Below are 23,834 nucleotides of genomic sequence, written 5' to 3'. Positions count from 1 at the left end.
AATAATTGCCCGACTTTCACCCGGAACAGCCATTTAAAACATGATTTTAAACACAAGAATCTGGTATTTTTTTGCCTTAATCGCCCTCCTGATAGGCTCCGTTCCACAGGCCAACGCCCAGCAAAATACTGATTTAACGACTATCAAGGTTGACGAACTCACAGACGATCAAGTAACGGAACTGGTCAAGCGCGCGAGTGACGCAGGGCTGGGAGCGGATGAGTTTCTGCAGATGGCTCAGCTTCGCGGGATGCCTGCCGGGGAAGTCGAAAAGCTTCGCGGCCGGATTCAGGACCTTGACACCACGGGCACCGCCAAGCGAAGCGCCAATGCGTCTAAGCGGGATCCGCGGCAGCAGGTGAATATGAACGAAATCACACGGGGACTGTATGAACCGCAGACGGAGATAGCTATGGCCGCTGGCGGAAATGAAATCTTCGGAACCTCACTTTTCTATCAAACCAACCGACGTCTGAGTTTTGAGCCCAGCTTAAATCAAGCCACCCCGAAAAGCTACATCTTGGGGCCCGGAGACGTTGTTTTTGTAGATATCTACGGTCAATCCGAGCAATATTACGAGGCGACTGTCAATCCCGATGGATTTGTGCTATTGGACAATATTGGCCCGGTGTCGGTATCCGGCAAAAGCATCGAATCGGCCACCGAAATCATCAAAAATCGGGTGAGCAAGTTCTACCCAGGATTAAGCGGGAGCAATCCCAACACCTTTCTTCAGGTGACGCTCGGCAACGTCCGAACGATCAAAGTACATATCCTTGGCGAAGTCAGACTGCCCGGGACATTTACCCTCAGCGCATTTTCTACTGCATTCAACGCGTTGTATGCCGCTGGTGGACCGAATGAAAATGGGACCATGCGCTCCATCAAACTGGTGAGGGACAACAAGCCCATCGCTGAGATCGACGTCTATGACCTACTGATCAACGGCACCGCAAACCTCGACCTACAACTCCAGGATCAGGATGTGATCTTGGTGTCGCCTTTCCAGTCCAGAGTCAAAGTAAAAGGTGAAGTGAAGCGTCCGATGACCTTTGAGATCGGCGCCGAAGATACTTTTGAGGATCTCCTAAGCTATGCAGGAGGTTTTACTGATGTGGCTTTCAAAGACCGCATTGCCATCTCCCGAATCACCGGGAATCAGCGCTCGGTATCCGACGTCTACCAAAATCAATTCAATCTATTTACGCTAAAAGGCGGCGACGAAATCACCGTGAGCAAGATCTTGGAGCGCTACAGCAACCGGGTTCAGATCAAAGGAGCTGTCTACCGCGAAGGTGTGTTTGCGCTGTCGGAAGGGCTGACTTTGTCCCAATTGGTGAAAAATGCCGAGGGCCTTCGCGGCGATGCTTACACCGAGCGGGCGAGCATCCTGCGGACCAAAGCTGATCTCAGCACCGAGATGATCGAAGTCAATCTAGGTGCAGTTCTTGCCGGATCGGCGCCCGATTTGGTATTGAAGCGGGAGGACGTGGTGCGGATCTCCAGTATCTACGACATCCAAAACGAGCACTACGTCCAGATCCTCGGTGAGGTGAAAAAGCCCGGCACCTATCCTTACTCCGAATCAATGAAGATCGAAGAGCTGATCATCCTGGCTGGAGGATTACAGGAATCTGCCAATTCCCAAGATATCGAGATAGCCAGAAGATTGGAAGATTCTGATCTGGGCACACTTTCGGACATCATTCCAAGCCGCGTCAATCCGAATCTTTCCATCAGTCCGGACTCTCCTTCACTCCAGCCGTTTGATCAGGTGATCGTGAGAAAGCGGGCTAATTTCACGATGCAGAGACTGGTGGCTGTGGAAGGTCAGGTAAATGCTCCGGGCATGTTTGCCATCCAAAATAGCGTCGAGCGGATCTCTGATCTGGTCAAAAGAGCCGGCGGCCTCAATCAATTTGCCTATCCTAAGGGCGCGTCGCTGATCCGTCGCACCGAGTTTTTCAACACCGAATCAGAACAGATCCGGAGACAGCGCAACCTCGAAGCTTTGAGACTGAAGCTCATCGAAGACCCCAACAATTCCGAAGCTCAGGAGGAATTGCTCCAGCGGCTCTTCAGAGATCTGCCCGCAGAAAAAGTAAATGCGGTGGACACCCTGCTGGCCAATACCAAGAAGGAATCGCTCGATCAAGTCGCCGCAAGTACACCGGGATTTGCGGTGAAGATCAAGGAATCGGAAGCCGTCGCCATCGATTTGGAAAAAATCCTCCAAAACCCCGGCTCTGACGATGACCTGATCCTGGAAGTCGGCGATATTCTGTCGGTGCCAAAGCTGCTTCAAACCGTCCGGATGCGTGGCGATGTCGTCTATCCGACTACACTCCGCTACGAAAATGGGCGAAGTCTCAAACATTACATTAACGGTGCCGGTGGGTTTGAGCGTCGTGCAAACAAAAAACAGACCTATGTAGTCTATGCCAACGGAGCGGTAAAGCGCACCAAAGGACTTATCGGAATCAGAGATTTCCCTCCCGTCGAACCGGGCGCCGAGGTGATCGTGCCAACGAAAGGGCCTAAGATGCCGCTACGATTGGGAGATATTGTCGGCATCACCACTGGATTGGCCACATTGGCCTTAGTCATGTCCCAAATCAACTGGTAATGGCAGGATCCAAGCATTTTTCTGAAAGCCAGTTTACGCTCAAGGAGGTCTTTCAAAACCTCGGCGAATGGTTTGCTTTTTTTCTTTCGAAGTGGAAAATTCTGGTCATGGCCGGAATGATAGGAATAGTCCTCGGAGTTTTGGTTTCGGTGTTTAAAAAGCCGGTATTCCACGCCGAAACGTCCTTTGTGCTCGAAGAAGGCGAAGGCGGTGGTATCGGCCAGATGTCCGGCTTGGCCTCGCTGGTAGGAGTCAATCTCGGCTCTCTGGGTGGTACCAGTGGACTGTTTCAGGGAGATAACATCATGGAGCTCTATCGCTCTGATCGAATGCTTGGAGAGACTTTGCTGAGTCCGTTCAGTGATTCGCAGCTGCTAATCGACCGATACGTGGAGTTCGAAAAGTTGGACAAAAAGTGGGCGTCCAAGGTCGATTTTGAGGCGATGGACTTCTCCGTTCCGAGGGAGCAATTCTCCGTGACGCAGGACTCAGTGATCATGGAGGTCTCTGAGCTGATCCGCGAAAATCAACTCGGTGTCGCAAAACCCGACCGTAAGCTCAGCATCATTCAGGTTACTATCTCATCGAAGGATGAGTCGTTCGCGAAGACTTTCAACGAAGCGCTGGTGGAGAAAGTAAATACCTTCTACTTCGAGACCAAAACCAAGAAGACCGGGGAAAACCTGGCGATTTTGCAGACTCAGGCAGATAGTGTCAGAACAATCTTGGATGAAAGTATCGGAGCATATGCCAGTGCCACTGACCGGGTACCCAACGCCAACCCGCTCTTGAGCTCGGCGACCGTGGAGAGTAAAAAGCGCCAAATCGACGTTCAGGCCACCGGTGCGGTGTATCAAGAGATTGTCAAAAACTTGGAGATTGCCAAAGTCAATCACCGCAACAATTCCCCGCTGATCCAGATTATTGATTCGCCGAGACTTCCGCTGAAGCGCTCCGAGATTCGCTTAGTGAAAGGGATGGTTTTGGGAGCCGTGATCACCGGACTCTTGGTGATCTTTGGCCTTTATTTTCGCAGGCTTTACCACAAGCATGTGCAGGAAAGCTAAGCCCTGAGTTGCGATGTTTGAGAAACTAAATCTGCTATTCCCGCTCGGAAACTACATCCGAAATAAGTCGATACAGAATTTCTTTTTTCTGGCCTTTATCCAGTCGTCGAACGTCCTGATCACCATTATCTCAATGCCGCTGCTGATCCAGCGCATTGGCGTAGACCAGTTTGGATTGGTCAATCTGGCGCTTTCGGTGATCGTGATGCTCAATATATTGGTAGGATTTGGTTACAATCTCAGCGCGCCCAGAGAGGTGGCAATCAATCAACAGGACAAAGACGCCCTGTCGCATATTCTTTCCAATGTTTTTTCCGCGAAAATCCTTTTGGCAATAATTTCAAGCCTCGCCATTTTTATCGGGGTGTTTGGGCTGGATCTATTCAGAGAATATCAGCTAGTGCTCGTCTTTTCCGTCTTGCTCTTGTTTTCCGAGGCCACCTTGCCACTTTGGTTTTTTCAGGGGATGGAGAAGATGAAGCTAGTGTCGATCGCCAACGTGTTCTCCAAGCTGCTTTTCCTGATGGGCATCGTGCTGTTCATCCACGTTCCCACGCAAAGTCAGTGGGTCAATTTCCTAATGGGATTCTTTGGACTGGGGATCAATCTCTTCCTGCTCGTCTACATTCATATTTTCTTGAAAATTAAGTTTTACTGGCCCGAGTTTTCCGCGATCTGGAAAAGTCTCACGACCAATATTCTCCTGTTTTTTTCCAATCTGGGAAGCCATATCGCAATCAATGGTGGATTGATTATTCTAAGTTTCTTTTCTACAGCGGAGATTTTGGGAATGTATAGCCTTGCCGAGCGGGTGATCATGGTGATGAGAATGGTTCCGTCACTGATTGTGCAGGCAACTTTTCCCAATGCCGCCAGATTGTATCTGATGGACCGTACCAGATTCCTGACGTTTTCGACCAAGGTGGCGCTACTGTCCATGGGGGCCAGTGCGATCTTGTCTATCGGCGCTTATCTTGGAGCAGATCTTATTATTCAGATCCTCTCTGGAAGATCACTCCCCCAGTCGGTTCAGGTTTTGGAAATCTTGGCCTTTATCCCATTTCTGGCCTGCATCAATATTTGGAACGTCATCGTTTTTCTGATCAACGATCAAAAACAACTGTTGTTCAGGACTTCTTGGCTGATTTGCGGATACATGCTCGTTGCCTCAGTTTTTGCGACGGCGTATTATGGAGAACAAGGCCTTGCCATTGCGCTACTTTCTACGGAAGTGGCCTCCTTTTTGATTTCAAGTTTTTTCAATTGGAAGTACAATCGTACGCTAGTGAACGAGTTTTTTTCCACCAGATAAACAAGAAAATGAAGGCATGTCTTTGCTTGGGCAGTATATTTGAGCCTAGATAGATCATGCTTACCCTTTTTGCATACCAAGCGAATAATATTCCCGAATGAGTTTCCCATCTTTTCCCTCTGTAGCGGTAGTACTGATCAACTGGAAAAACTACGACGATTCCCAAAAATGCCTTATCTCTCTCCAGGCCTGTAGCTATCCCAATTTCAAACCTGTAGTCGTGGACAATCACTCTGGCGATGGATCTGGCGAAAGACTCGATCAGGAATTTGGGGATTTTGCCCATTTCTTATTCACGGACAGAAATCTCGGGTTTTCCGGAGGCAACAATGTTGGATTTCGGTACGCGTTGGCCGAAGGGTTTGACTATATCCTAGAGCTGAACAACGACACGGAGGTCGACCCGGATTTTTTGGACAAATTGGTCTTTTCCATTCATGGTAGACCCCAATTCGGGGCAGCGCAGCCTTTGATCTTTTACAACGGAGATCGAAGGAACGTTATCTGGAATGCTGGAGGGAAGCTTATCCCCTCGCTGGGTCTTTCTCTGACGATAAAAGAAGGGTCGACAGATCTGACTAATGTCGTGCCTACGGAAACGGACTGGACTACAGGCTGCGCCACATTGATAAAAACAGCCGTATTGCGGGAAACGGGTTTGCTGAAAGAGTTTTTCTTTTTTGGCTCATTCGAGGACGTGGATCTCTCCATGCGGATTCGCGAAAGGGGATACAAGCTGTGGTTTGAGCCCGAAGCCAAGATTTACCATTCGGTAGGAAACTCATCCAAATCCAAGACCAAAGGAAAAGAGGGCTTTGTGAATCCCATGGTACACTATTTGGCACAGCGGAACCAGATGATCTTCATCAAACATCACACTAAAAATATTTTTATACCTTTGGCCGTTGCCGTCCAATTTGGAAAAATGATCCTCTACACGGGGTATTTTGTCGCCAGATGGAGGCCACAAAAATTGCGGATGGCCTGGAGTGGCTTCGCGGATGGCCTATTAAAAACCTACCATGATTAAGATTGAGGAGATTAAGAAAAGAGTCGGGGAGTTTCACTCGGCAGCACCATTTCCGCATTTAGTGATCGATGATTTTGTAGATACAGACTTTGCAAAGTCACTCGCGGGGGAGTTTCCGGTGATCGATGACAGCAGCCTATTTACTTATTCCAACCCGCTGGAAAAAAAATCTGCCCTGAATGACTGGAACAGATTCCCTGCGTTCACTTACAAGTTTTTTGAATACCTCTGCTCAGAGGCTTTTGTAAGTGAGCTCGGTCAGCTGTTGGGCATCAAACTGTATCCCGACTTTGGCCTGCACGGCGGTGGCTGGCACATGCACCCGGATGGAGGCAAGCTCAACCCGCACCTGGACTATAACATTCACCCCAAACTGGGTTTGCAGCGAAGGATCAATCTGATCTTATACCTGTCCCAAGATTGGCAGGCTGAGTTTGGTGGCCATTTTGGTCTCTGGAGCAATGACCCAGTCAGCAGTCGTCCGCTTAAACTGGAGAAAGAAGTAGAAATCAGGTTTAACCGTGCGGTGATCTTTGACACGACCTATCAGTCATGGCATGGGCTGAGCAGACAGGTAAGTTCAGGAGGTACGAACGTCCGAAAATCCCTCGCCATCTACTACCTCTGCGATCCACCGGCGAATACGGAAAATCGGCAGCGGGCGCTCTATGCTCCCACCGAAGACCAGATTTCCAATCCTGATATTGAAGAGCTAATCCGAAAGCGAGCCGACAATCAGCTCTACAAGGATCAATACATCACAAAAGATTGAGTTTATTATCGACCTGCCAGGTTTATCCGGTATTTACATACTCGATTCGTTTTTAATAAAACTGTTTCTTTGTAAAACACTGACAGCCCCGACTATGGGAAGCCCATGGCTATAATATTCTTGGTACTTATCGCGCTTGCCGTAGCTGTAGGATTTCTTTGGACAGTGCAGCAGATGGTATTTGCGGGAAAGTGGGCCTATTTTGTCTTCTTTCTGGCGGCATTTCTTCCCTTTTATATCACCACCCTGAGCGTGGCCTATCTGGCCACGGGATCCGCCGAGATCGTCGGACTCTTTCAGGTCATCAAAGAAGTGATCGTCTTGATCGCTGTCTTGGTGTGGCTTTTTTATCAAAAGAGACCCTTCGACTATCCGTTTCGGCTTCAGTCTACCGACTGGCTGATGCTGGGTTTCTTGAGTTTGGCGTTTTTGTTTCTACTCTTGCCGGTTGGAGAGGCATCTTTTGTCAACAAAGCTCTCTATTTCAAAAGCATCCTGATCCCCGGATTTGTCTATTTTCTGGGGAGAAATACGCGCTTTAATGGCCGCGAGATTCATTGGCTCTTCCAGATCATCTTTGTGGTCACTATCGCAGCCTTTCTGGTCAATTGTCTGGAGAGTTTTGTCTTGGACGCCCATCTGCAGCAATTCTCCGGTTATGGACTGTATAACCTTCACATCAACGACATTGAGCCCTCGGGACATTATGGCTTGACTTGGACCTTTGAATCTACGGGAGCACTGAAGCGACTGGCGAGCTTTTTTTCAGATCCGCTGGAGCTTGCGAGCTCAGTTTTGATGGGCTTTTCGGCAGGTTTGATCTGGTTTCTCACCAGCAAGAAAGAATACAGCTGGCCGTATCTGATCGTCATGGTGTGTGGGATGGGCAGTCTGGTATTCGCCTCTTCCAGAGCATCCTTTGCGGCGTTTTTCTTGATGCTGGGCTTTATCGCGCTTGTGTTCCAACTGTATCGGTTAATCGGCTTGGGGATCGCGTCTTTCCTGCTGTTTGTGATGTATGTCGTCTTTTTTGCCCCGGAGGATTTTTACTTTTTTGTCATTGACACGCTTCGCTTCGCGGATCCATCCAGCGCCGGGCACGTGGTCGAATGGCTTTTGGCACTCGACTCGATGGTGGCCTCGCCGCAAGGTATCGGGCTGGCGATGAGCGGTAACTTTGGAAGCGTTACCGAGGATCTCAAGACAGGAGGCGAAAACCAGTTTCTGATCTACGGGGTTCAATTGGGCTGGCTCGGTATGCTCCTGTATATTGGCGCCCTATTTACGGGCGTTTACCTGTCGATCTTTGCCTTCCGTCATTCTGACAATCTGCAGATGGCCCGGCTCGCCTTTTTGGGAGCGACGGTGAAGATGGGGCTTCTACTACCTCTTTTTACTGCAAATGTGGAAATATACACCTTTGTATCCTGGATCTCCTGGTGGATGATCGGAACAAGTGTCAATGAATATTCAAGAATAAAGCAATCCAGACTAAATGATCCTACATCGTCACTGCCCACTTTGTAAGTCTTCCGATCTAAGCGGTCTTGCGCTGGATACGCGGCGAAGGGGCCCGCATATTTCTAGGGTAAAATGCGAAAATTGTGGGTTGGTATTTGCCAATCCAATGGCGGATGCCCAAGAGCTGGAGAAATACTACACCGAGTACTATGAAAAAGACCACTATCAAGCGGTGGATTATAAAGACTTGATTTGATCCATATCTCCCACGTGATCGAGCTCGTTCTGGATCCCAGAGGCTACATACAACAGCTGAAGCGCGTCCTGAAGCCGGACGGGTATCTGGCCATCGGGACTCCCAATATGTCCAGCAACCTCTACCGAATGCATCGATGGACGAAATTGCTCCGACTCCAGCTTCCCGATGTGATCGACGGTCTGGAGCATACCTTTATCTTTCCTAAAAGATTGCTGGCTGATCTCTGCCTTGAAGAGGGATTGGCAATCGAGGACCGCTACACCCATGTACTTCGGGAAAAAATAGGAAACCTGCTCCGATACAAGACGCCGCTTAAGAAGAAACTCAACCGTCTGGTGCAGAACTTCTTTCAGGTCAATCAGTGGATTGTGTGTAGGAAGAATTAAGCACGAATGAAAAGGGATTTCAACACTTTCGGATTGCCTTACTACATCAGCAATTTCAAGAACAACTTTCTCTAGATACTGGGTATAAAAGCAGTTGCTTGAATCTGATTATATTTGGACAAATTCCCTCTCTTGAAAGTCCTCCTCGACCTCCAATACCTCAACGTCGCCACTACCGGGATCAAAACCTACATGCAGGAGCTCGCTCACGCCGCCCGGAGATTTCCCCATCCGGAGATTGAGTGGATTTTTACCCATGACCCCGATGTGCAGACAAGTGATGAGACCTACAAAGGTCCTCAGTCCAAGATTCAGAAGCTGAACTTTCACCTGGACTATTTTCGATGGAAGGAATTTCAGCTGCCCGACCTAGTCAAAAAACACCAACCCGACGTCTTGATTTGCCCGGACTTCGTATCTCCTGTCGCATCTCTGCCCTGCAGAAGGCTGACGGTGATCCACGATGCTTTTTTCTGGCAGATGCCCAATAACTATCCCAAGTGGTGGCGCACCTATTTCCTGAGTTTGATCAAAAAAGGCCTGAAGGAAAGGACCGAGATTATCACCACGACGGAATATGCGAAGGCTTCGCTTTTGGACCATTTGGGCTCCACTTGGCCGATTTCGGTGATTTATCAAGCCCCTAAGAGCTTGGTGACTGAAACCGATCCGCAGTTTCTGGCCGAGAATAACCTGGAAAAGGGCAACTATTTTCTCCATATCGGGACCTTTGAGATGCGGAAAAACCTTCCGTCGCTGGTCAGAGCTTTTGCGGATTTTCTTGCCAGAACTCAGTCAGAAAAGAAACTTGTGCTCGCCGGTGGACCCGGTCAGAGCAAAGTGATGAATGATTTCCCGACTGTCCGGGACCTAGTAGCTGAGTTGGAATTGGAGGAAAAAGTTTTGCTGCCGGGATACTTGACCGACGGGCAGGTCAAGGCGCTGTATGCCGGAGCGTTTGCCTATGTTTTTCCGTCTCAAAATGAGGGGTTTGGCATTCCCATCCTAGAGGCAATGGGCTTTGGTGTGCCAGTCATCCACTCCGATCAGCCAGCCTTGCTGGAAGTGGCAGGAGGAGCCGGACTTGCCTTTACCACAGGTTTGCAGTCCGATTTGACGGAAAAAATGATACTTTTGGATCGTGAAAGTGAGCTGAGATCCAGATTGATCCGATCCGGAGCGAACCGATCCAAAGACTTTTCGGCAGAGAAATTTATCACAGCTTTTCAAGAAATCATACTCCGTTCGCCACTTGTTTGATGAGGCAAATTACCTGTCCAGTTTGTAGCACCGATCCTTTAAACCCACCGGAATCATACTCGATTCACGTGTGTGCTTCGTGCGGACTCCGCTGGACTTACCTCCCTGAGGAGGTCAATACAGAGGCATTGTATGCCGACGAAGTCTACGCGGTGGTGGACAACAGGAAATCGGTCTTTGAGCGGATCATTTTTTCAGAAGCGAAGAAGGTACTAGCCAAAGCGCGAAAAATCCATCCCAAGACCAAATCTCTACTGGACTTTGGGTCTGGAAAAGGGCAATTTCTTGCCGTCGCAAAGGATGCTGGCTGGCAGGGCGTGGGGATCGAAACTGCCGCTGAAAGAGCTGACTTCGCAAGGAAAAATTATCAGGTGGATGTTCGGCAGGAGTTCTACGCCGGAGGCAAGATCGGAGATGGAAGCTTTGACTTGATCACGCTCAACCATGTATTGGAGCATCTGCCGGAACCCTTGACATTGGTCTCCGAACTGTTGGATAAAAATCTGGCACCCGGCGGACTGGTTTACATTGAAGTGCCTCGGGCGAACTCCTGGCAAGCCATTATTGCAGGTAAGAAATGGATGCATTGGGATATTCCCAAGCATCTGACTCACTGGACAAAGTCGGGCTTGGAGAAAGAGTTTTCCAAGATAGGATACAGGGAAGTCGCTTCGCGAGGGCTGTCCGTTCATTTGGGGATTTTGGGAATGGTACAGGCCTTGCTGTTCACATTTGGGTATAAGAAGAACCTAATCCTACAATTGAAGCAGAGAAAATCTCCGAAGCTTTTATTTTTGATAGGAATTGTTTTGCCGTTTGCCTCAACCATTGAGCTAGTCTCTACCGTATTTGATAAATCTGGGGTATTTGGTGTGTATCTAAAGAAAAATGGCTAAACAGCGCAACGTACTTTTACTCCAAAGCTCTTCCGACCTCTATGGCACCGGTAAGATCATCCTACAGGTGCTCCGCCTGTATCAGCGCGAAGGCATCAATGTGGTGGTGTTACTCACCGGACCCGGACCTCTTGAGGAGATTTTGAAGGCGGAGGGTTTTACTGTCTTCATCCAAAATCTCGGCATTCTTCGCCGAAAGTATGTCAACCCTTCTGGCTTACTCAATAGACTGAGCAAGAATGTAAAAGCTTATCGGTTTTTGAATGACCTGCATTCCAAGTATGATTTTGAACTGGTATATTCCAATACCCTCGCGGTCATAGTCGGTGCCTATTGGGCCAAGCAGCGAAACATTCCCCACCAATGGCATATCCATGAGATCTTTGGGGGGCCAAAGCCGCTGGTGAAGTTTATTTGTAGCCTGATGGACAGTACTACGCCCCGCCCGATAGCCGTTTCCCATGCCGTGTCTAATCATTGGCAGCCTCTGTTAAAAAAATCAAAAATTCAGGTTGTCCATAATGGTATTCCATACGATGAGTTCCTGCTGGAGCTGCCACAGGCAAAAAGAAAAGTAGGCCTGCCTGAAGATCGGTTAATCGTGGGAATGGTTGGCCGTGTCAATCCACATAAGGGACAGGCTTTTTTCCTGGAAATCGCTGAACGCATAATCCAAAAGAAATTAAAAGTCCATTTTATTCTAGTTGGGGATCCGTTTTCGGGATATGAGTCTATCCTGGAAGACTTGAAACAAAAGATAGTAGACAAAAATCTGGAAGACCATGTCTCCTACTTGGGATACCGGACGGACGTCCCAGATCTGATGAAAGCGATGGATATCTTCGTGTTACCCTCTATATTTCAAGATCCTTTCCCAACGGTGGTGCTGGAGGCGATGGCCGCCGCCCTGCCAGTAGTGGCGACAGACTCCGGAGGTTCTGTCGAGATGGTGATTGACGGGGAAACTGGATTTTTGATACCCGTTGGAAATGTTGAACTTGCGGCCGAAGTGCTGGAGAAATTGATAATAAACCCTGAATTGCGCTTGGAATTCGGAAAGGCTGGAAGAAAAAGAGTGCTTGCGGAATACAGCCTGGAAGCTTTCGAAGACAAAATGAAATCCGTTTATGGCAAAATCTAAGAAGAAGCTGAAAGTAGCCATAATGGGTGCAAAGGGCTACCCGTATGTATATGGGGGATACGATACGATGGTGAGGGAACTGGGGGAAAGACTGGTTCACCGGGGTGTGCATGTGAGAGTTTACAACCACCGCGCGCTTTTTCCGCAAAGACCTCGATACGTAAACGGAATCGAGTGTATCTACACTCCGGCAATAGAGACCAAAAGCCTTACCCAGCTTTCGCACACCTTTTTTTCGATGATTCATGCCTGTCTTTCGGACGTGGATGTGATTTTAGTGGTCAACAGCGCAAACGGCCCGTTTGGCCTGATTTCAAAAATCTTCAGAAAACCTACCGCGATCAATGTGGATGGGTTAGAGTGGCTCAGACCCAAATGGAAGGGGTTTGGATCGAAGTATTTCTTCTGGGCATCCAGAATGGCTACCAAATTCTACGACCAGATTATCAATGATTCGGTGGAAATGGAAAGGGTATACAAGCAACTCTTTAATGCCAGCTCCAAGGTCATTGCCTATGGTGCCAACCCAGTGGAAGAAGCGGATCCGGGATACGTGGAAAAATGGGGAATCAGCGCCCAGGAATATTTCTTGATTGTAGGCAGGCTGATCCCAGACAATAATGCAGATATTATTATCAAGGGCTTTCTCCAATCTGACTCCAAGAGAAAGTTAGTCATCGTAGGCGATGTGCCTTACTTGGACGATTACGCTACGCTTCTGAAAAATATTGACGATGATCGGTTACTTTTCCTGGGATATATCACCGACGGAAATGAGTTGGCGGCGTGGTATACGCACTGTTACGCCTATTTCCATGGCCACGAATTTGGAGGCACTAACCCAGCGATGTTGAAGGCACTCGGTTATGGTTGTGCGATATTGGCTTTGGATACCCCTTTCAATCAAGAAATGCTGCAAAACGGAAAGCACGGATGGTACTTTCAGAGAAGTGCCCAATCGATCAAAGATATCACCGAGGCGGCAGAAAGCACGCCGAAAAGGATGGACTATTTCCGTTCCATCGCACGCAGTGGGTTAGTAAAGAAATACACTTGGGATTATGTCGCCGAACAATACCTTGAGGTCTTCCAAGATTTGGCTGGCTTCAAAGTGGAAGTTCCCTCGGGGGAAGCAGACAAGGTGGAAAAAATGATTCCCTGAGATTACTTTCTTCAGAATTTGTATTTTGGTAGGAAATTGACTGCTATCTTTTAACCTCTAAACTCTTTAATACTATGATCAGAAAAGCAACCGCCGTATGGAATGGAAGCGGCAAGGAGGGCTCAGGCCACCTGACTACCGCCAGCACAGTCCTGGACAAAACTCAATACTCTTTCAAGACCCGATTTGAAGACGGGGTAGGCACCAATCCCGAGGAATTGGTCGCAGCAGCACACGCAGGCTGCTTCGCAATGAAACTCAGCTTCAACCTGTCCGGTGCCGAGTTCCCACCAAAGGAACTGGATGTGACTGCGAATATCACCTTTGAGGACGGAACCTTGAAAAAATCCCACTTGGTAATAAAGGCAACCGTGGATGGTATTGCCGAAGATAAGTTTGCCGAATTGGTGAAGGACGCGGAGGAAAACTGCCCGATCTCCAAGGCTCTCAAGATGGAAATCAGCTCAGAATACACGCTGAACGCTTGATTTAAGTGATCTTATACGTTCTGTGAGGACACGCGACCAAAGCTTAAGAAACGCTCCAAGGGATTTGAAACCCGTGGAGCGTTTTTATTTATCCCAGCGAGATTTTTTCCAGGCCAGTTGCTGAGATTCATTGAGAAAAGTCCAAGCCACAAATCGGCTTTGCTTGTTGCCCTGTGCCATTGAGATAGTTTTTCGAGCGGCTACTCCGGCACTTTTGAGTAGGAATTCAATCGGTTTGAGATTTTCGGACTTCGAGATCAGGGTCGTAAACCAAAAAACCTGATTCTTGAAATTGGTGCTTTCCAGGATCATCTTCTGGATGAATTCTAGTTCTCCGCCTTCAGTCCAGAGTTCCGCTGCCTGACCGCCAAAATTCAGTTTCGCTTTGGTGACGGTCTTCCCGGTCAGATTTCTAATCTTTCTTTGGCTTCCCGCTTGAGCCGCTTGAGCCGACTCGTGAAAAGGAGGATTGCATAGCGTGAGGTCAAAAAAATCTTCCGGCCGGATAATTCCGGCAAAGATTTTTGAAGAATTAGTCTGTGGTCTTATCTCAATCTTGCTGTGTAGCGAAGGGTTTTGCCCGAGGATATTTTGCGCAGCGACGGTAGCCTGCGGATTCAGTTCCGAACCGACAAAGCTCCATTGATAACTTGAATTCCCCAGGATCGGATAGATCAGATTGGCTCCCGTGCCGATGTCCAACACGTTGATTCTGTCGTCGGCTGGGATCTTGCCGGAGTTGGAGTGCGCCAGCAAATCCGCCAGATAATGGATGTAATCCGCCCGGCCGGGTATCGGGGGACAAAGGAATCCGTCTGGAATGTCCCAAAATTCGATCTGGTAAAAATGCTTCAGCAGCGCCTGATTAAGCGCTTTGACGGCCTTGGAATCGGAGAAGTCGATGCTGAGATTTCGGAATTCATTCTGAAAGACAAAAGGACGAAGTTCTGGTGAAGTCTCTGAAAGAGCCTCCAGATCATACCTGCCTTGGTGGAGGTTGCGGGGATGGAGACCTTGTGGTAGTTGCTTACCTTTCATCCATCAAAGTTAACTCACTCCACCCCAAAACTCAGCTTCATCGTAATAGAGGCAGTTTTGTTCTTGGCGGCGGTATTGAAGGTGCCTCCCCAAGAATAATCTTCCCCGGAGTTTTGCCCCGTAATCTGGAAGATTCCCATGTTGGCGGTGATCAAGTCGCTAAGACTTGAATTGGAATTTTCGGCAATCCGCTCAGCACGGATTCGGCCGTCCTCTGTCGCTTTGGCGATCATCTCCAGTTTCAAAGACTCCAGCTGCGTGTAGTAGTAGCGGGGAGGCTGAGAGTAGAACGTGATCCCTTGATTGAGCAGCTCGGTGATCTCGCGGCTGATCTTCTCCACTTTCTCGACCTCCGTGGATTCGATGACAAGCGTCTGGCTCAGCTGATATCCGGTAAAAGTCTGCCCGGCATAAGTGCCGTTTGCAGTATAGTTTTGCTGATAGGTTGGGTTGGTCGAGACGGCGTTGAAGACTAGCTGATCCTGCGGAATTCCTTTGGACTTCAGGTAGTTGATCACCGCGGTTTTATCGCTTTCCAGACTTGCGTAGGCTCCTTTCAGATCGCTGCTTTCTCTCGAAAAGTTTCCTTCCCAAACCACCAAGTCGGATGTGAAATTAGTTTCCCCCAATCCCGTAACATTCACTGTTCCTTGGGGTCGGTTGCGATTGATCACGGCATTGCCCAAGACAAAAGCTGCGATGACAATCGCAATTCCAAAAACGATAGAAGAGATGTTATTTGCCATAGTTAAAAATTGAGTACGGTGGAAGTTACCTGATTTTGCCTATGAAGCCAAATGCAAAAAACCCGCCCAAAAGACAGGTTTTCAAAGTTTTTAGCAGATTTAACACTTACAGAATCCTATTCTTAAACTCCTGTTTTTTAGGATTTTCCAGATCAATGAGGTATCCGTTAACCACGGCATATTTCAGCTTTCCGTCTTTTGCCAGAAAGAAGTTTGGAGAGGAACCGGTCATCCATCCTCCGGAGAATTTTTCGGTGGTCTTCAGCACCAAAACCGGCAGTTCGTGAAGTTGTCGCGCTTCTCCGGTTTTCACTTTTACGGCCAAAAAGCCCTGTCTTAGCAGTTCAAGTGCTTTGTCTTCAGAGATGTCTTTCACACTTTCGAACGCTGTAGGATAGACCTTGCCGGACGTGTACACCAAGCCTGTGGCATCCAATGTCTCAAAGGCAAAGAACACCTGCATATCTCCCAAATCTTCCACAGATCCAGCCATATAGTATGCGCCATTGGCCTCGGATTCTCTCCTGCGGATGGCGATGTCAATGGGATAAAGTTTGTCCTTCACCTTCACCTGCATCTCGTTGATGATCAAATCCATGAGCTGGGAACCGTTGTCAGGAATGGAGAAATACTGCTCCGTCGTGTATTGTTCGTAGCCTTTGGTGGCGATCTGATGGAGCGCATTCAGGATGATCAGGAAGTTCAGCTTTCTGATAAACTGCTTTTCGGGGTCTCCCACGTATCCTCCGGATTCAATGAGGATCGTGCTCGTTCCCCACTTTTGGATATTATCGCCAAAAGCTCTTGGCTCAAACGCATCGTCGTATTTTCCAACTTGGCCGGGAATCAATTGCTGCAGGACTTCATTCATCCCGACGATGGTTTTCATCGCATTGCCACGCACTTCATTGATCTCAGTCTCCAGATTATAGGCTGGTGCCAAAACTGAGATCGTTGCCTGCTTCGGGGTATTCACCACGTTGTAATAGATCTGCTGATCGTGGAGATTGAATCCAAAATCCGGCTCGAATGAATCCCGGGCTGATTTCAAGATCACGGCTTCGGGTGAAATCTGCGCGATTGCGTCCCTGTTTAAGTCGATGTCCAGAGAGTTTCTTCGCTTAAAAGCCTCGGCTCCGTCGGGATTGATCATGGGGATAAACTTCAGATTCAGCTGAGTATGCAGCAGAGTTCTCAAGTCATCAAATCCGTCTCCTTTTCCCTCCAGAAAATTGAACAAATCGAACAAGGCCATCGTGGCGGTACTTTCATTTCCATGCATCTGAGACCAAAGCATCACCTTGGTTTTTCCTTTCCCCCAATCCATAGATGACACGCTTCTGCCATCGACAGACTCGCCGAGTTTTTCTACCCGAAAAGCAGCGGAATGCTTCTGAATCAAAGGCTGGAGATCCGCGTGTTTAAACCGGCGATGGGTGATAGCAGGTTCTTTGTACTGTTCAAAAGCAGATTCAAGTTTGTCGAGCGGAATCTTGGAATAGGATGCCTGCGCCAAACTCTGGCAGGCAGTGAGCAGGACGAGAAAGAAAATCTGGGCGAAAACTCTGTTGATGAAAGGCAAATTCATGGGATGTCGATTCGGTCAATTCTGATAAAACTAGGCATTCGAAAGAAATTATCCTGTGTATTTTTGCCTTTCCCTGAAAAATCGTGCCGTGCAATTAAGCTACCAAGTCTTCGACCTTCCGCTCAAGCATACCTTCACCATCGCCCACCAAAGCCGGGACGTCCAGGACACGCTGATCGTCAAGCTGGAGGGTGATGACATATATGGTTTGGGAGAGTCTACCACGAATCCATTCTACGGCATGACCATTGAGAATATGACGGCATGTTTGGAGGAGTTTCGTTCTGTGGTTGAAACTGGCAATTGGAAGACGCCCGAAGAACTTTGGGAGTTGGGTGGAGACGTGTTCAGAAACAATCCCTTTGCACAATGCGCGCTGGATTTGGCAGCATGGGATTGGTTTACAAAGAAAAAAGGTAAAAAGCTCTACGAATACCTACAGCTCGATCCCAAAAATATCCCGCTGACCAATTTTACCATCGGCATCGATACCGTGGAAAAGATGGTCGCCAAGATGAAGGAAGTGGATTGGCCGATCTACAAGATTAAACTCGGAACGGAACATGATCTGGAAATCGTCCGGGAGCTTCGCAAGCATACTGATTCTATTTTTCGCATCGACGCCAATTGCGCCTGGACAGCGGAACAGGCAATTCGCAATTCAGAGGAGCTCGCCAAACTCGGAGTGGAATTCATGGAGCAGCCGCTGGGCAAAGATGATCTGGAAGGCATGAAGGAAGTGTACAAATATTCCAAGCTGCCGGTAATGGCTGACGAAAGCTGTATCGTAGAAAGTGACGTGAAGAAATGTCACGGGCTTTTCCATGCGGTCAACGTTAAGCTGGTCAAAGCTGGCGGAATCACTCCTGGACTCCGGATGATCCACGAAGCCAAATCTTTGGGCATGAAAACGATGGTCGGCTGCATGACGGAGTCGTCTGTGGGAATTACCGCCATCGCCCATATCGCTCCGCTGCTGGACTATGTGGACATGGACGGTGCGATGCTCTTGGCCAAAGACCCGGCAAGAGGCGTGAGGATTACTCCTGAAAAAGTGACATTCCCAGACGGGCCCGGGATCGGGGCGGAGCTGCTAGGATGAAAAAAATCCCGCAGCATTTTCGCCACGGGATTTCCAAATCTTGATACTTAAGTCTAGATACTTGATACTCAATCACCCTTCTCCCACGATCAACTTAAATCCTTCGCCGTGCACGGTGATGATCTGAACCTTCGGATCGTCCTTGAGAATTTTTCGGATCTTGCTGAGGTACACGTCCATACTTCGGGCGTTAAAATACGAGTCGTCCCCCCAGATCTGCTTCAGGGCATGACTGCGGTTGACCAATTTGTTGATCTCAGAGGCGAGCAGACGGATCAGCTCGTTTTCCTTGGAGGTGAGTTTGTGTTTTCCCTCCGGCCCCTGGATAAACTGCTCGTCGTAGTGCAGCACAAAATCTCCAAAGGTGTAGGTTTTGAGCGCATTGACCTCCGTTGATTTTTGGGTTCGACGGAGGATTGCCGTGATTCTCAACAGCAATTCTTCCATGCTGAAAGGCTTGGTGAGGTAGTCGTCCGCCCCGATTTTGAGGCCTTCTATGATATCGTCTTTTTGGTTTTTTGCTGTCAGAAAAAGAACCGGCAAGTCTTCCTGCACTTTCTTGATTTCCTTGGCCAGGGTGAAGCCGTCTTTCTTGGGCATCATGATGTCCAGCAGACAGAGATCATACTTGTCCTTTTTGAATTTGTTCCAGCCCTCTTCCCCATCCCGGCAGAGGGTCGGCTCGTAGCCTTTCATTTCCAGGTATTCCTTCAGGATATCGCCCAGATTTGGGTCATCCTCTACTACTAACAGTTTGGCCTTGCTCATTGTTTTTTGGGTAGGTTGATGGTAAAGGTACTTCCTTTTCCGAGTTCTGATTGTACGTGAATTTCGCCTTTATGGGCCTCTAGCATGGTTTTTACATAAGAAAGCCCGAGTCCGAAGCCCTTCACGTCATGCACATTGCCCGTGGGTACACGGTAGAATTTATCAAAAATCTTCTTGACTGCGTCTTTAGACATCCCAATTCCCTGGTCACGGATGGTCACCACGAATTGATCTGTCTCATCCCAAGCTTCCACGCGGATCACCGGGCTTTCGCCGGAATACTTGTTGGCGTTATCCATGAGATTGTTGAAGATATGGGTCAGGTGAAAGGCGTCTCCTTCAATCTCGGGATTTCGCAGCTTGTTGACAAAATCGATCTTTCCGCCACGCTTTTCGATCTGTAGCGTGATGTGATCTACTGTGCTTTCGAGGAGCTCGGTGAGATTGAGGGTTTCCACGTTTAGCTGGAAGTCTTTTTTATCCAAAGCAGCAGCCTGAAGGACTTTTTCGACCTGCGAGACCAGTCGCTTGTTTTCATCCTTGATGATGCCCAGATATCGCGTGCGGAATTTGTCCTGGTTCGATAGGTCCGGATCCTGAAGCGCCTCCACCGCCAAGCTTACCGTCGCGAGCGGAGTCTTGAACTCGTGGGTCATGTTGTTGATGAAGTCATTCTTGATGTCGGAGAGGGCCTTCTGCCGAATGATCACCTGAATGGCGTAGATGAAACAAAAGATGATTACCAGGATAAAGATGATCGAGCTCGAGATCGGCAGCCACACCTGGCTGATTACGTGACTGTTTTTTTCCGGGAAAAAGATGAAAAGAAAGTTGTCTTTGCCCAAGATATCGTTGGGGAAAAGCTTTGCCTGGACGCCGTTGTTCTTTAGCCGAACGGCATCTGACACTACCCCGATGGGCACGAGCTCTGCCTTGTCATTCATCAGTCCCAGCTCAAAATCCTCCGAGATTCCTTTCGCGACGAGCTGGCTTTTGAGTAGTCTTTTGACAAAAGCGGTATCCAACCGATCCAGAATAGCCTGCTGGCCTTCTGCCAGTTCGGCGAAAGCTTGATTCCACAGTTCGATCTTCAGGTTGGTTTTCTGGATTTTCTCAATCGCGTCATCCGAGATGTTGACTTCCGTGCGCATCGTAGGTATCAATCGTCTGGTTTGGCCGCCTGAGTTCACGTACCCCGGGTTTTTGCTCAAATAGTCCAGTAAGCGTTCTTTCTCCTGGAGCAAGATCTGCATCTCGTCCGGAGTAAACATGGTCGAGGCTACTTCTGGGGTCATGTAAGCAAAGAAGTTTTCCAATTCGGACATGTCTACCCCACGGGAAGCAAGCATCCTCCGAAATGTAGGACTCACTTGAGGGACCGGCGTGAGCATCGTATCGACCATCGAAGGCCGACTGTAAGTTGGGGTCGATTGGATATCCAGCTCGATCGGATCTATTCTCTTAAAAACTGTCTCCTGCAGCGCAGAGTCTTGGATCAGTTTGCTGAGCACGATATCACTGGCTTCTCCCTTTTCGAGTTCAGCGATGGCGCCGGAGAGTGCTTGAAGCACGTTTTGATCAAATCGCTCCTGATTGATCCGGATGGCATTCCTGATCCAATAGGATTGAAAACCCATCAAGCCAAAGCTTGCCAGGGACATCAGGACTACGATCAGGGTGATGCTTCCTTTGGTCATGGCACAAATTTATGCTGATTCAGAAGTGGGACGCAGCCCTTAACATGATTTAACTCAGAGGCCTTTTTCTACGTTTTTCTATGTAGAACAATCCTAGTATTCTTGCCGTTACATTTGATACGTTTTCTTAATTACACCATATCCGAAAAAAGGGGAAGTTTGTAGCTTCCCTTTTTTATTGAATAGGTACCTTTGCGGCCGTAACTACTTAAACCTATCCGCAGTGCCAAATCCAACGCACATCCAGGGAGTATCGATCGCTTCACTAGCCGACGAATTCGGAACGCCACTCTATATCTATGACGGTGAGAAGATCACCGCACAGGTAAAAACCTTGCAAGCCGCTTTTGCTGCCGTTCCGTTGAAGATCAAATATGCCACCAAGGCACTTTCCAATATTAATATTCTCAAAGTGATCCGAAAGGCCGGTGCCGGCGTAGACGCGGTATCGATCGAGGAGGTCAGGCTGTGTATGATGGCTGGATATACTCCGTCTGAAATCATGTACACGCCCAGCGGAGTTTCTTTCGACGAAATCCAGGAGGCCGTCGGTATGGGCATCATGATCAATCTGGACAGCTTGCCGCTGATGGAGCAGTTTGGGCAGACCTACGGAGGTTCGATTCCTGCTTGTATCCGCATCAATCCGCACATCATGGCGGGCGGGAATATCAAGATCTCCACCGGCCACAGCGAAAGCAAGTTTGGGATTTCCATTGAGCAATTACCTTTGATTCTGGAGGCTGTCGCAAAATACAAGCTTCAGATCGTCGGTCTACATATCCACACTGGTTCGGATATCTTGGATGCGGAAGTGTTTTTGAGAGGTGGAAATGTGCTGTTCGAAGCAGCGATGCAATTTTCGAATCTGAAGTTCCTGGATTTTGGAGGAGGGTTCAAAGTGGCCTACAAGCCCAATGACGTCTCCACGGATGTGATAGAAGTCGGAAGAAAAGTAGGAGAGGCCTTTCAGGAGTTTTGCAAGAAGTACGGACGGCAGCTGGAGTTGTGGCTAGAGCCGGGGAAATTCCTCGTGAGCGAGGCTGGATACCTTTTGGTCAAAGCAAATGTCGTCAAGCAATCGCCTACGGCGGCCTTTGTCGGAGTTGATACCGGGCTCAACCACCTAATCCGGCCGATGATGTACGACGCCTACCATAGCTTGTATAACTTGAGCAATCCGGAGGGAAAGAAAGTAAAATACAACGTCGTTGGCTATATCTGTGAGACAGATACCATCGCGTCACATCGGGAATTGGACGAAGTGAAGATCGGTGATTTGTTGGTCATCAAAAACGCCGGAGCCTATGGCTATAGCATGGCTTCCAATTACAATTCAAGGCTGCGACCTCCGGAAGTACTCATTTGGGACGGAAAACCTCAGCTCATCCGCAAGCGGGAAGACTTTGAAGATCTGATCCGAAATCAGCAAATATTGGAATTTTAAGACGAAGGCGCCTAGAACGGCGCCTTTGGTATAATTATTGAGTTTCCACGCGTATCAAGTAGCGAAATGCCGATTTGGTACGTTTTAAAGTAAGTTTTGAAACCATTTGATTGCTAACCCCAATCCTAAGCCCTAGTAGTTTCATCTTCTTATTTAATAAAAATCAATTTCCGGATAAAGTATTGATTATAACTTTGTTCCGTGATTGAGGATTGGTTTATGCTGCGGAAATTAACTGGGATTTTGGTTGTGTTGTTAGGGCTCTTGAGTGGTAGACACTTGAGTGCTCAAGACGTACAATACTCCCAATTCTACGCCGCCCCGCTCTATCTGAACCCCGCGCTGACCGGCGCGTCCGAGCTCACCCGAGTGGGTGTCAACTACCGAAACCAATGGCCGGGTCTTGACCACAGCTTCAATTCCTACTCCGCCTACATCGATCACTACATCTTTGACTATAACAGTGGGATCGGCTTGATCTTCAATGGTAATCAGGAAAGTATGGCCAATCTCTCCACCAACGAGATCGGGCTGAGCTATTCCTACCGACTTCGCCTGAGCGAAAAGTTCTTTTTTCGGGTCGGAGGCCAAGTCAGCTACATGCAGAGAGATGCCTTTTTCTCAGATTTGGTTTTTGGGTCCATGATCGATATCGTCAACGGGAGTGTGGGGGGTATTACAGATGAGCTCAACGGCATTCCGCTTGACAGTCGGTATTCATTTATGGACTATGCGGTCGGGGGGATGTTTTACAATGATAAGTTTTGGTTGGGCGGCTCTGCACATCACCTCACCGAGCCGAATGTCTCTTTCGTAGACGACCAAACGAGCGTGCTGCCCATGAAGCTTTCCCTGCAGGGCGGGTACAAGATTGACTTAGCTCCGGGTAGGAGGGATTATTTCACGCACAATTATCAGGAGAGATCTCTCGCATTTGCCTTCAACTACAAGCAACAGGAGCCATTTAGCCAGTTGGACGTTGGCGCTCAGTTGTTTCTGCAACCGCTCGTATTGGGTCTCTGGTATCGGGGGCTTCCAATGAAAAATAGCCTGCCCAACAACGAAGCTTTCATCGCCCTTGTGGGCGTTGCGCTGGATACCGGACTGGATATTGGCTATTCCTACGACGTCACCACATCTAAACTTGGACAGAAAAACAGTGGTGGAGCCCATGAGATTTCCATCCGTTACACCTTTTTGTGGGGAGATCCCGGTTCACGAAACCAGCGATCAAGGATAATTCCGTGCTTTAGGTATTGATTTTCAGGGTAAATTCCCATCACCCGATAAAATAATCCAAGAAATTTTGACTTTTTTTTGAAGGCCTGTCTAGCAGGCCTTTTTTCATTTCACATCGTGAAAAAAGCATCACCCGATCAGTTTTTTAAAGTATAAGACATTTTGAAGAAAAATTAGACTTTTCTAAGCCATGCAATTCATTTACATCTCATTACCGCCCTCTTGCAAAAGAGAATTTTTAGCTACTATTTTCAAGAAATCGGCCAATTGATAGAATATCATTTTGCTGTATGTGATTTACAAAAAATATTATTCTTAAAAATCAAATACACAAAAAGGTTTTTGTAAA

Annotated in this window: 20 protein-coding genes; 15 read left to right on the top strand and 5 right to left on the bottom strand. The window is 48.3% G+C overall.

Annotation, left to right across the window (positions count from 1 at the left end; all coding sequences use genetic code 11):
- Positions 1–40: 40 nt before the first annotated feature.
- The 12 genes from G459_RS0115355 (at position 41) to G459_RS0115295 (ending at position 13,860) form a co-directional block, all read left to right on the top strand.
- Complete coding sequence (locus G459_RS0115355; protein WP_026968429.1) at positions 41–2,626, top strand: SLBB domain-containing protein; 2,586 nt, start codon at positions 41–43, stop codon at positions 2,624–2,626.
- The gene (locus G459_RS0115350) at positions 2,626–3,693 is read left to right on the top strand and encodes a hypothetical protein (RefSeq protein WP_026968428.1); all 1,068 of its coding nucleotides are present in this window, start codon (positions 2,626–2,628) and stop codon (positions 3,691–3,693) included. Before G459_RS0115355 ends, G459_RS0115350 begins: the two co-directional genes overlap by 1 nt.
- 13 nt (positions 3,694–3,706) lie before the next feature.
- Positions 3,707–5,005, top strand: coding sequence for a lipopolysaccharide biosynthesis protein (locus tag G459_RS0115345; protein ID WP_026968427.1), 1,299 nt, complete (start codon positions 3,707–3,709; stop codon positions 5,003–5,005).
- Between the two features lie 97 nt (positions 5,006–5,102).
- Positions 5,103–6,035 (top strand): glycosyltransferase family 2 protein, encoded by a 933-nt coding sequence (locus G459_RS0115340; protein ID WP_026968426.1) that lies wholly within the window; start codon positions 5,103–5,105, stop codon positions 6,033–6,035.
- Positions 6,028–6,807, top strand: coding sequence for a 2OG-Fe(II) oxygenase (locus G459_RS0115335; RefSeq protein WP_051315257.1), 780 nt, complete (start codon positions 6,028–6,030; stop codon positions 6,805–6,807). The genes G459_RS0115340 and G459_RS0115335 overlap by 8 nt, the downstream gene beginning before the upstream one ends.
- Before the next feature lie 105 nt (positions 6,808–6,912).
- Positions 6,913–8,334, top strand: a complete 1,422-nt coding sequence (locus G459_RS0115330) for an O-antigen ligase family protein (RefSeq protein WP_026968424.1) — start codon at positions 6,913–6,915, stop codon at positions 8,332–8,334.
- A 186-nt stretch (positions 8,335–8,520) separates the two neighbouring features.
- A complete protein-coding gene (locus tag G459_RS30435) occupies positions 8,521–8,913 on the top strand; it encodes a methyltransferase domain-containing protein (RefSeq protein ID WP_026968423.1) in 393 nt (130 codons plus the stop codon).
- Between the two features lie 132 nt (positions 8,914–9,045).
- Positions 9,046–10,173 carry a glycosyltransferase family 4 protein gene (locus G459_RS27685; RefSeq protein ID WP_051315256.1) on the top strand — a complete coding sequence of 376 codons (1,128 nt, stop codon included), beginning with the start codon at positions 9,046–9,048 and terminating at the stop codon, positions 10,171–10,173.
- Positions 10,174–10,241: 68 nt separating this feature from the next.
- Positions 10,242–11,069 (top strand): class I SAM-dependent methyltransferase, encoded by an 828-nt coding sequence (locus tag G459_RS0115310; RefSeq protein WP_245588191.1) that lies wholly within the window; start codon positions 10,242–10,244, stop codon positions 11,067–11,069.
- On the top strand, positions 11,062–12,210 hold the full coding sequence (locus G459_RS0115305; protein WP_026968421.1) for a glycosyltransferase family 4 protein: 1,149 nt from the start codon (positions 11,062–11,064) through the stop codon (positions 12,208–12,210). Before G459_RS0115310 ends, G459_RS0115305 begins: the two co-directional genes overlap by 8 nt.
- A complete protein-coding gene (locus G459_RS0115300) occupies positions 12,197–13,372 on the top strand; it encodes a DUF1972 domain-containing protein (protein WP_051315255.1) in 1,176 nt (391 codons plus the stop codon). Before G459_RS0115305 ends, G459_RS0115300 begins: the two co-directional genes overlap by 14 nt.
- Before the next feature lie 74 nt (positions 13,373–13,446).
- The gene (locus G459_RS0115295; protein WP_026968419.1) at positions 13,447–13,860 is read left to right on the top strand and encodes an OsmC family protein; all 414 of its coding nucleotides are present in this window, start codon (positions 13,447–13,449) and stop codon (positions 13,858–13,860) included.
- An 84-nt stretch (positions 13,861–13,944) separates the two neighbouring features.
- Here G459_RS0115295 and rlmF read toward each other — a convergent pair whose 3' ends face one another.
- The 3 genes from rlmF to G459_RS0115280 all read right to left on the bottom strand — a co-directional run bounded on the left by rlmF (position 13,945) and on the right by G459_RS0115280 (position 17,232).
- Positions 13,945–14,898, bottom strand: a complete 954-nt coding sequence (gene rlmF, locus G459_RS0115290; protein WP_026968418.1) for a 23S rRNA (adenine(1618)-N(6))-methyltransferase RlmF — start codon at positions 14,896–14,898, stop codon at positions 13,945–13,947.
- A gap of 14 nt (positions 14,899–14,912) precedes the next feature.
- Positions 14,913–15,644: an SIMPL domain-containing protein gene (locus G459_RS0115285; protein WP_026968417.1), complete on the bottom strand. Its 732-nt coding sequence runs from the start codon at positions 15,642–15,644 to the stop codon at positions 14,913–14,915.
- A gap of 106 nt (positions 15,645–15,750) precedes the next feature.
- Positions 15,751–17,232 (bottom strand): M14 family zinc carboxypeptidase, encoded by a 1,482-nt coding sequence (locus G459_RS0115280; protein ID WP_084454529.1) that lies wholly within the window; start codon positions 17,230–17,232, stop codon positions 15,751–15,753.
- Between the two features lie 88 nt (positions 17,233–17,320).
- Between G459_RS0115280 and G459_RS0115275 the strand changes: the two genes are divergently transcribed.
- Entirely contained in the window at positions 17,321–18,334 is a 1,014-nt protein-coding gene (locus tag G459_RS0115275; protein WP_026968415.1) for a dipeptide epimerase, read from the top strand.
- A gap of 72 nt (positions 18,335–18,406) precedes the next feature.
- Here the strand turns inward: G459_RS0115275 and G459_RS0115270 are convergent, their stop codons facing one another.
- Positions 18,407–19,102: a response regulator transcription factor gene (locus G459_RS0115270; RefSeq protein ID WP_026968414.1), complete on the bottom strand. Its 696-nt coding sequence runs from the start codon at positions 19,100–19,102 to the stop codon at positions 18,407–18,409.
- Positions 19,099–20,799 (bottom strand): sensor histidine kinase, encoded by a 1,701-nt coding sequence (locus G459_RS0115265; RefSeq protein ID WP_026968413.1) that lies wholly within the window; start codon positions 20,797–20,799, stop codon positions 19,099–19,101. Before G459_RS0115265 ends, G459_RS0115270 begins: the two co-directional genes overlap by 4 nt.
- Positions 20,800–21,022: 223 nt before the next feature.
- Between G459_RS0115265 and lysA the strand changes: the two genes are divergently transcribed.
- Positions 21,023–22,246, top strand: coding sequence for a diaminopimelate decarboxylase (gene lysA / locus G459_RS0115260; protein WP_026968412.1), 1,224 nt, complete (start codon positions 21,023–21,025; stop codon positions 22,244–22,246).
- Between the two features lie 219 nt (positions 22,247–22,465).
- A complete protein-coding gene (locus G459_RS0115255) occupies positions 22,466–23,506 on the top strand; it encodes a PorP/SprF family type IX secretion system membrane protein (protein WP_026968411.1) in 1,041 nt (346 codons plus the stop codon).
- Positions 23,507–23,834 lie beyond the last annotated feature (328 nt).

Origin of the sequence: Algoriphagus terrigena DSM 22685 (assembly GCF_000429445.1) — a bacterium.
Classification (GTDB): domain Bacteria; phylum Bacteroidota; class Bacteroidia; order Cytophagales; family Cyclobacteriaceae; genus Algoriphagus; species Algoriphagus terrigena.
The sequence above is the reverse complement of the archived record's forward strand: the minus strand, read 5'-3'. Positions and strand labels throughout refer to the sequence as shown.

What these genes read in the sequence shown, in the direction of transcription:
- G459_RS0115355 (WP_026968429.1), top strand. Translation starts at nt 41, where the DNA reads ATGATTTTAAACACAAGAATCTGGTATTTTTTTGCCTTAATCGCCCTC.
- G459_RS0115350 (WP_026968428.1), top strand. Translation starts at nt 2,626, where the DNA reads ATGGCAGGATCCAAGCATTTTTCTGAAAGCCAGTTTACGCTCAAGGAG.
- G459_RS0115345 (WP_026968427.1), top strand. Translation starts at nt 3,707, where the DNA reads ATGTTTGAGAAACTAAATCTGCTATTCCCGCTCGGAAACTACATCCGA.
- G459_RS0115340 (WP_026968426.1), top strand. Translation starts at nt 5,103, where the DNA reads ATGAGTTTCCCATCTTTTCCCTCTGTAGCGGTAGTACTGATCAACTGG.
- G459_RS0115335 (WP_051315257.1), top strand. Translation starts at nt 6,028, where the DNA reads ATGATTAAGATTGAGGAGATTAAGAAAAGAGTCGGGGAGTTTCACTCG.
- G459_RS0115330 (WP_026968424.1), top strand. Translation starts at nt 6,913, where the DNA reads ATGGCTATAATATTCTTGGTACTTATCGCGCTTGCCGTAGCTGTAGGA.
- G459_RS0115305 (WP_026968421.1), top strand. Translation starts at nt 11,062, where the DNA reads ATGGCTAAACAGCGCAACGTACTTTTACTCCAAAGCTCTTCCGACCTC.
- G459_RS0115300 (WP_051315255.1), top strand. Translation starts at nt 12,197, where the DNA reads ATGGCAAAATCTAAGAAGAAGCTGAAAGTAGCCATAATGGGTGCAAAG.
- G459_RS0115295 (WP_026968419.1), top strand. Translation starts at nt 13,447, where the DNA reads ATGATCAGAAAAGCAACCGCCGTATGGAATGGAAGCGGCAAGGAGGGC.
- rlmF (WP_026968418.1), bottom strand. Translation starts at nt 14,898, where the DNA reads ATGAAAGGTAAGCAACTACCACAAGGTCTCCATCCCCGCAACCTCCAC.
- G459_RS0115285 (WP_026968417.1), bottom strand. Translation starts at nt 15,644, where the DNA reads ATGGCAAATAACATCTCTTCTATCGTTTTTGGAATTGCGATTGTCATC.
- G459_RS0115280 (WP_084454529.1), bottom strand. Translation starts at nt 17,232, where the DNA reads ATGAATTTGCCTTTCATCAACAGAGTTTTCGCCCAGATTTTCTTTCTC.
- G459_RS0115270 (WP_026968414.1), bottom strand. Translation starts at nt 19,102, where the DNA reads ATGAGCAAGGCCAAACTGTTAGTAGTAGAGGATGACCCAAATCTGGGC.
- G459_RS0115265 (WP_026968413.1), bottom strand. Translation starts at nt 20,799, where the DNA reads ATGACCAAAGGAAGCATCACCCTGATCGTAGTCCTGATGTCCCTGGCA.
- G459_RS0115255 (WP_026968411.1), top strand. Translation starts at nt 22,466, where the DNA reads ATGCTGCGGAAATTAACTGGGATTTTGGTTGTGTTGTTAGGGCTCTTG.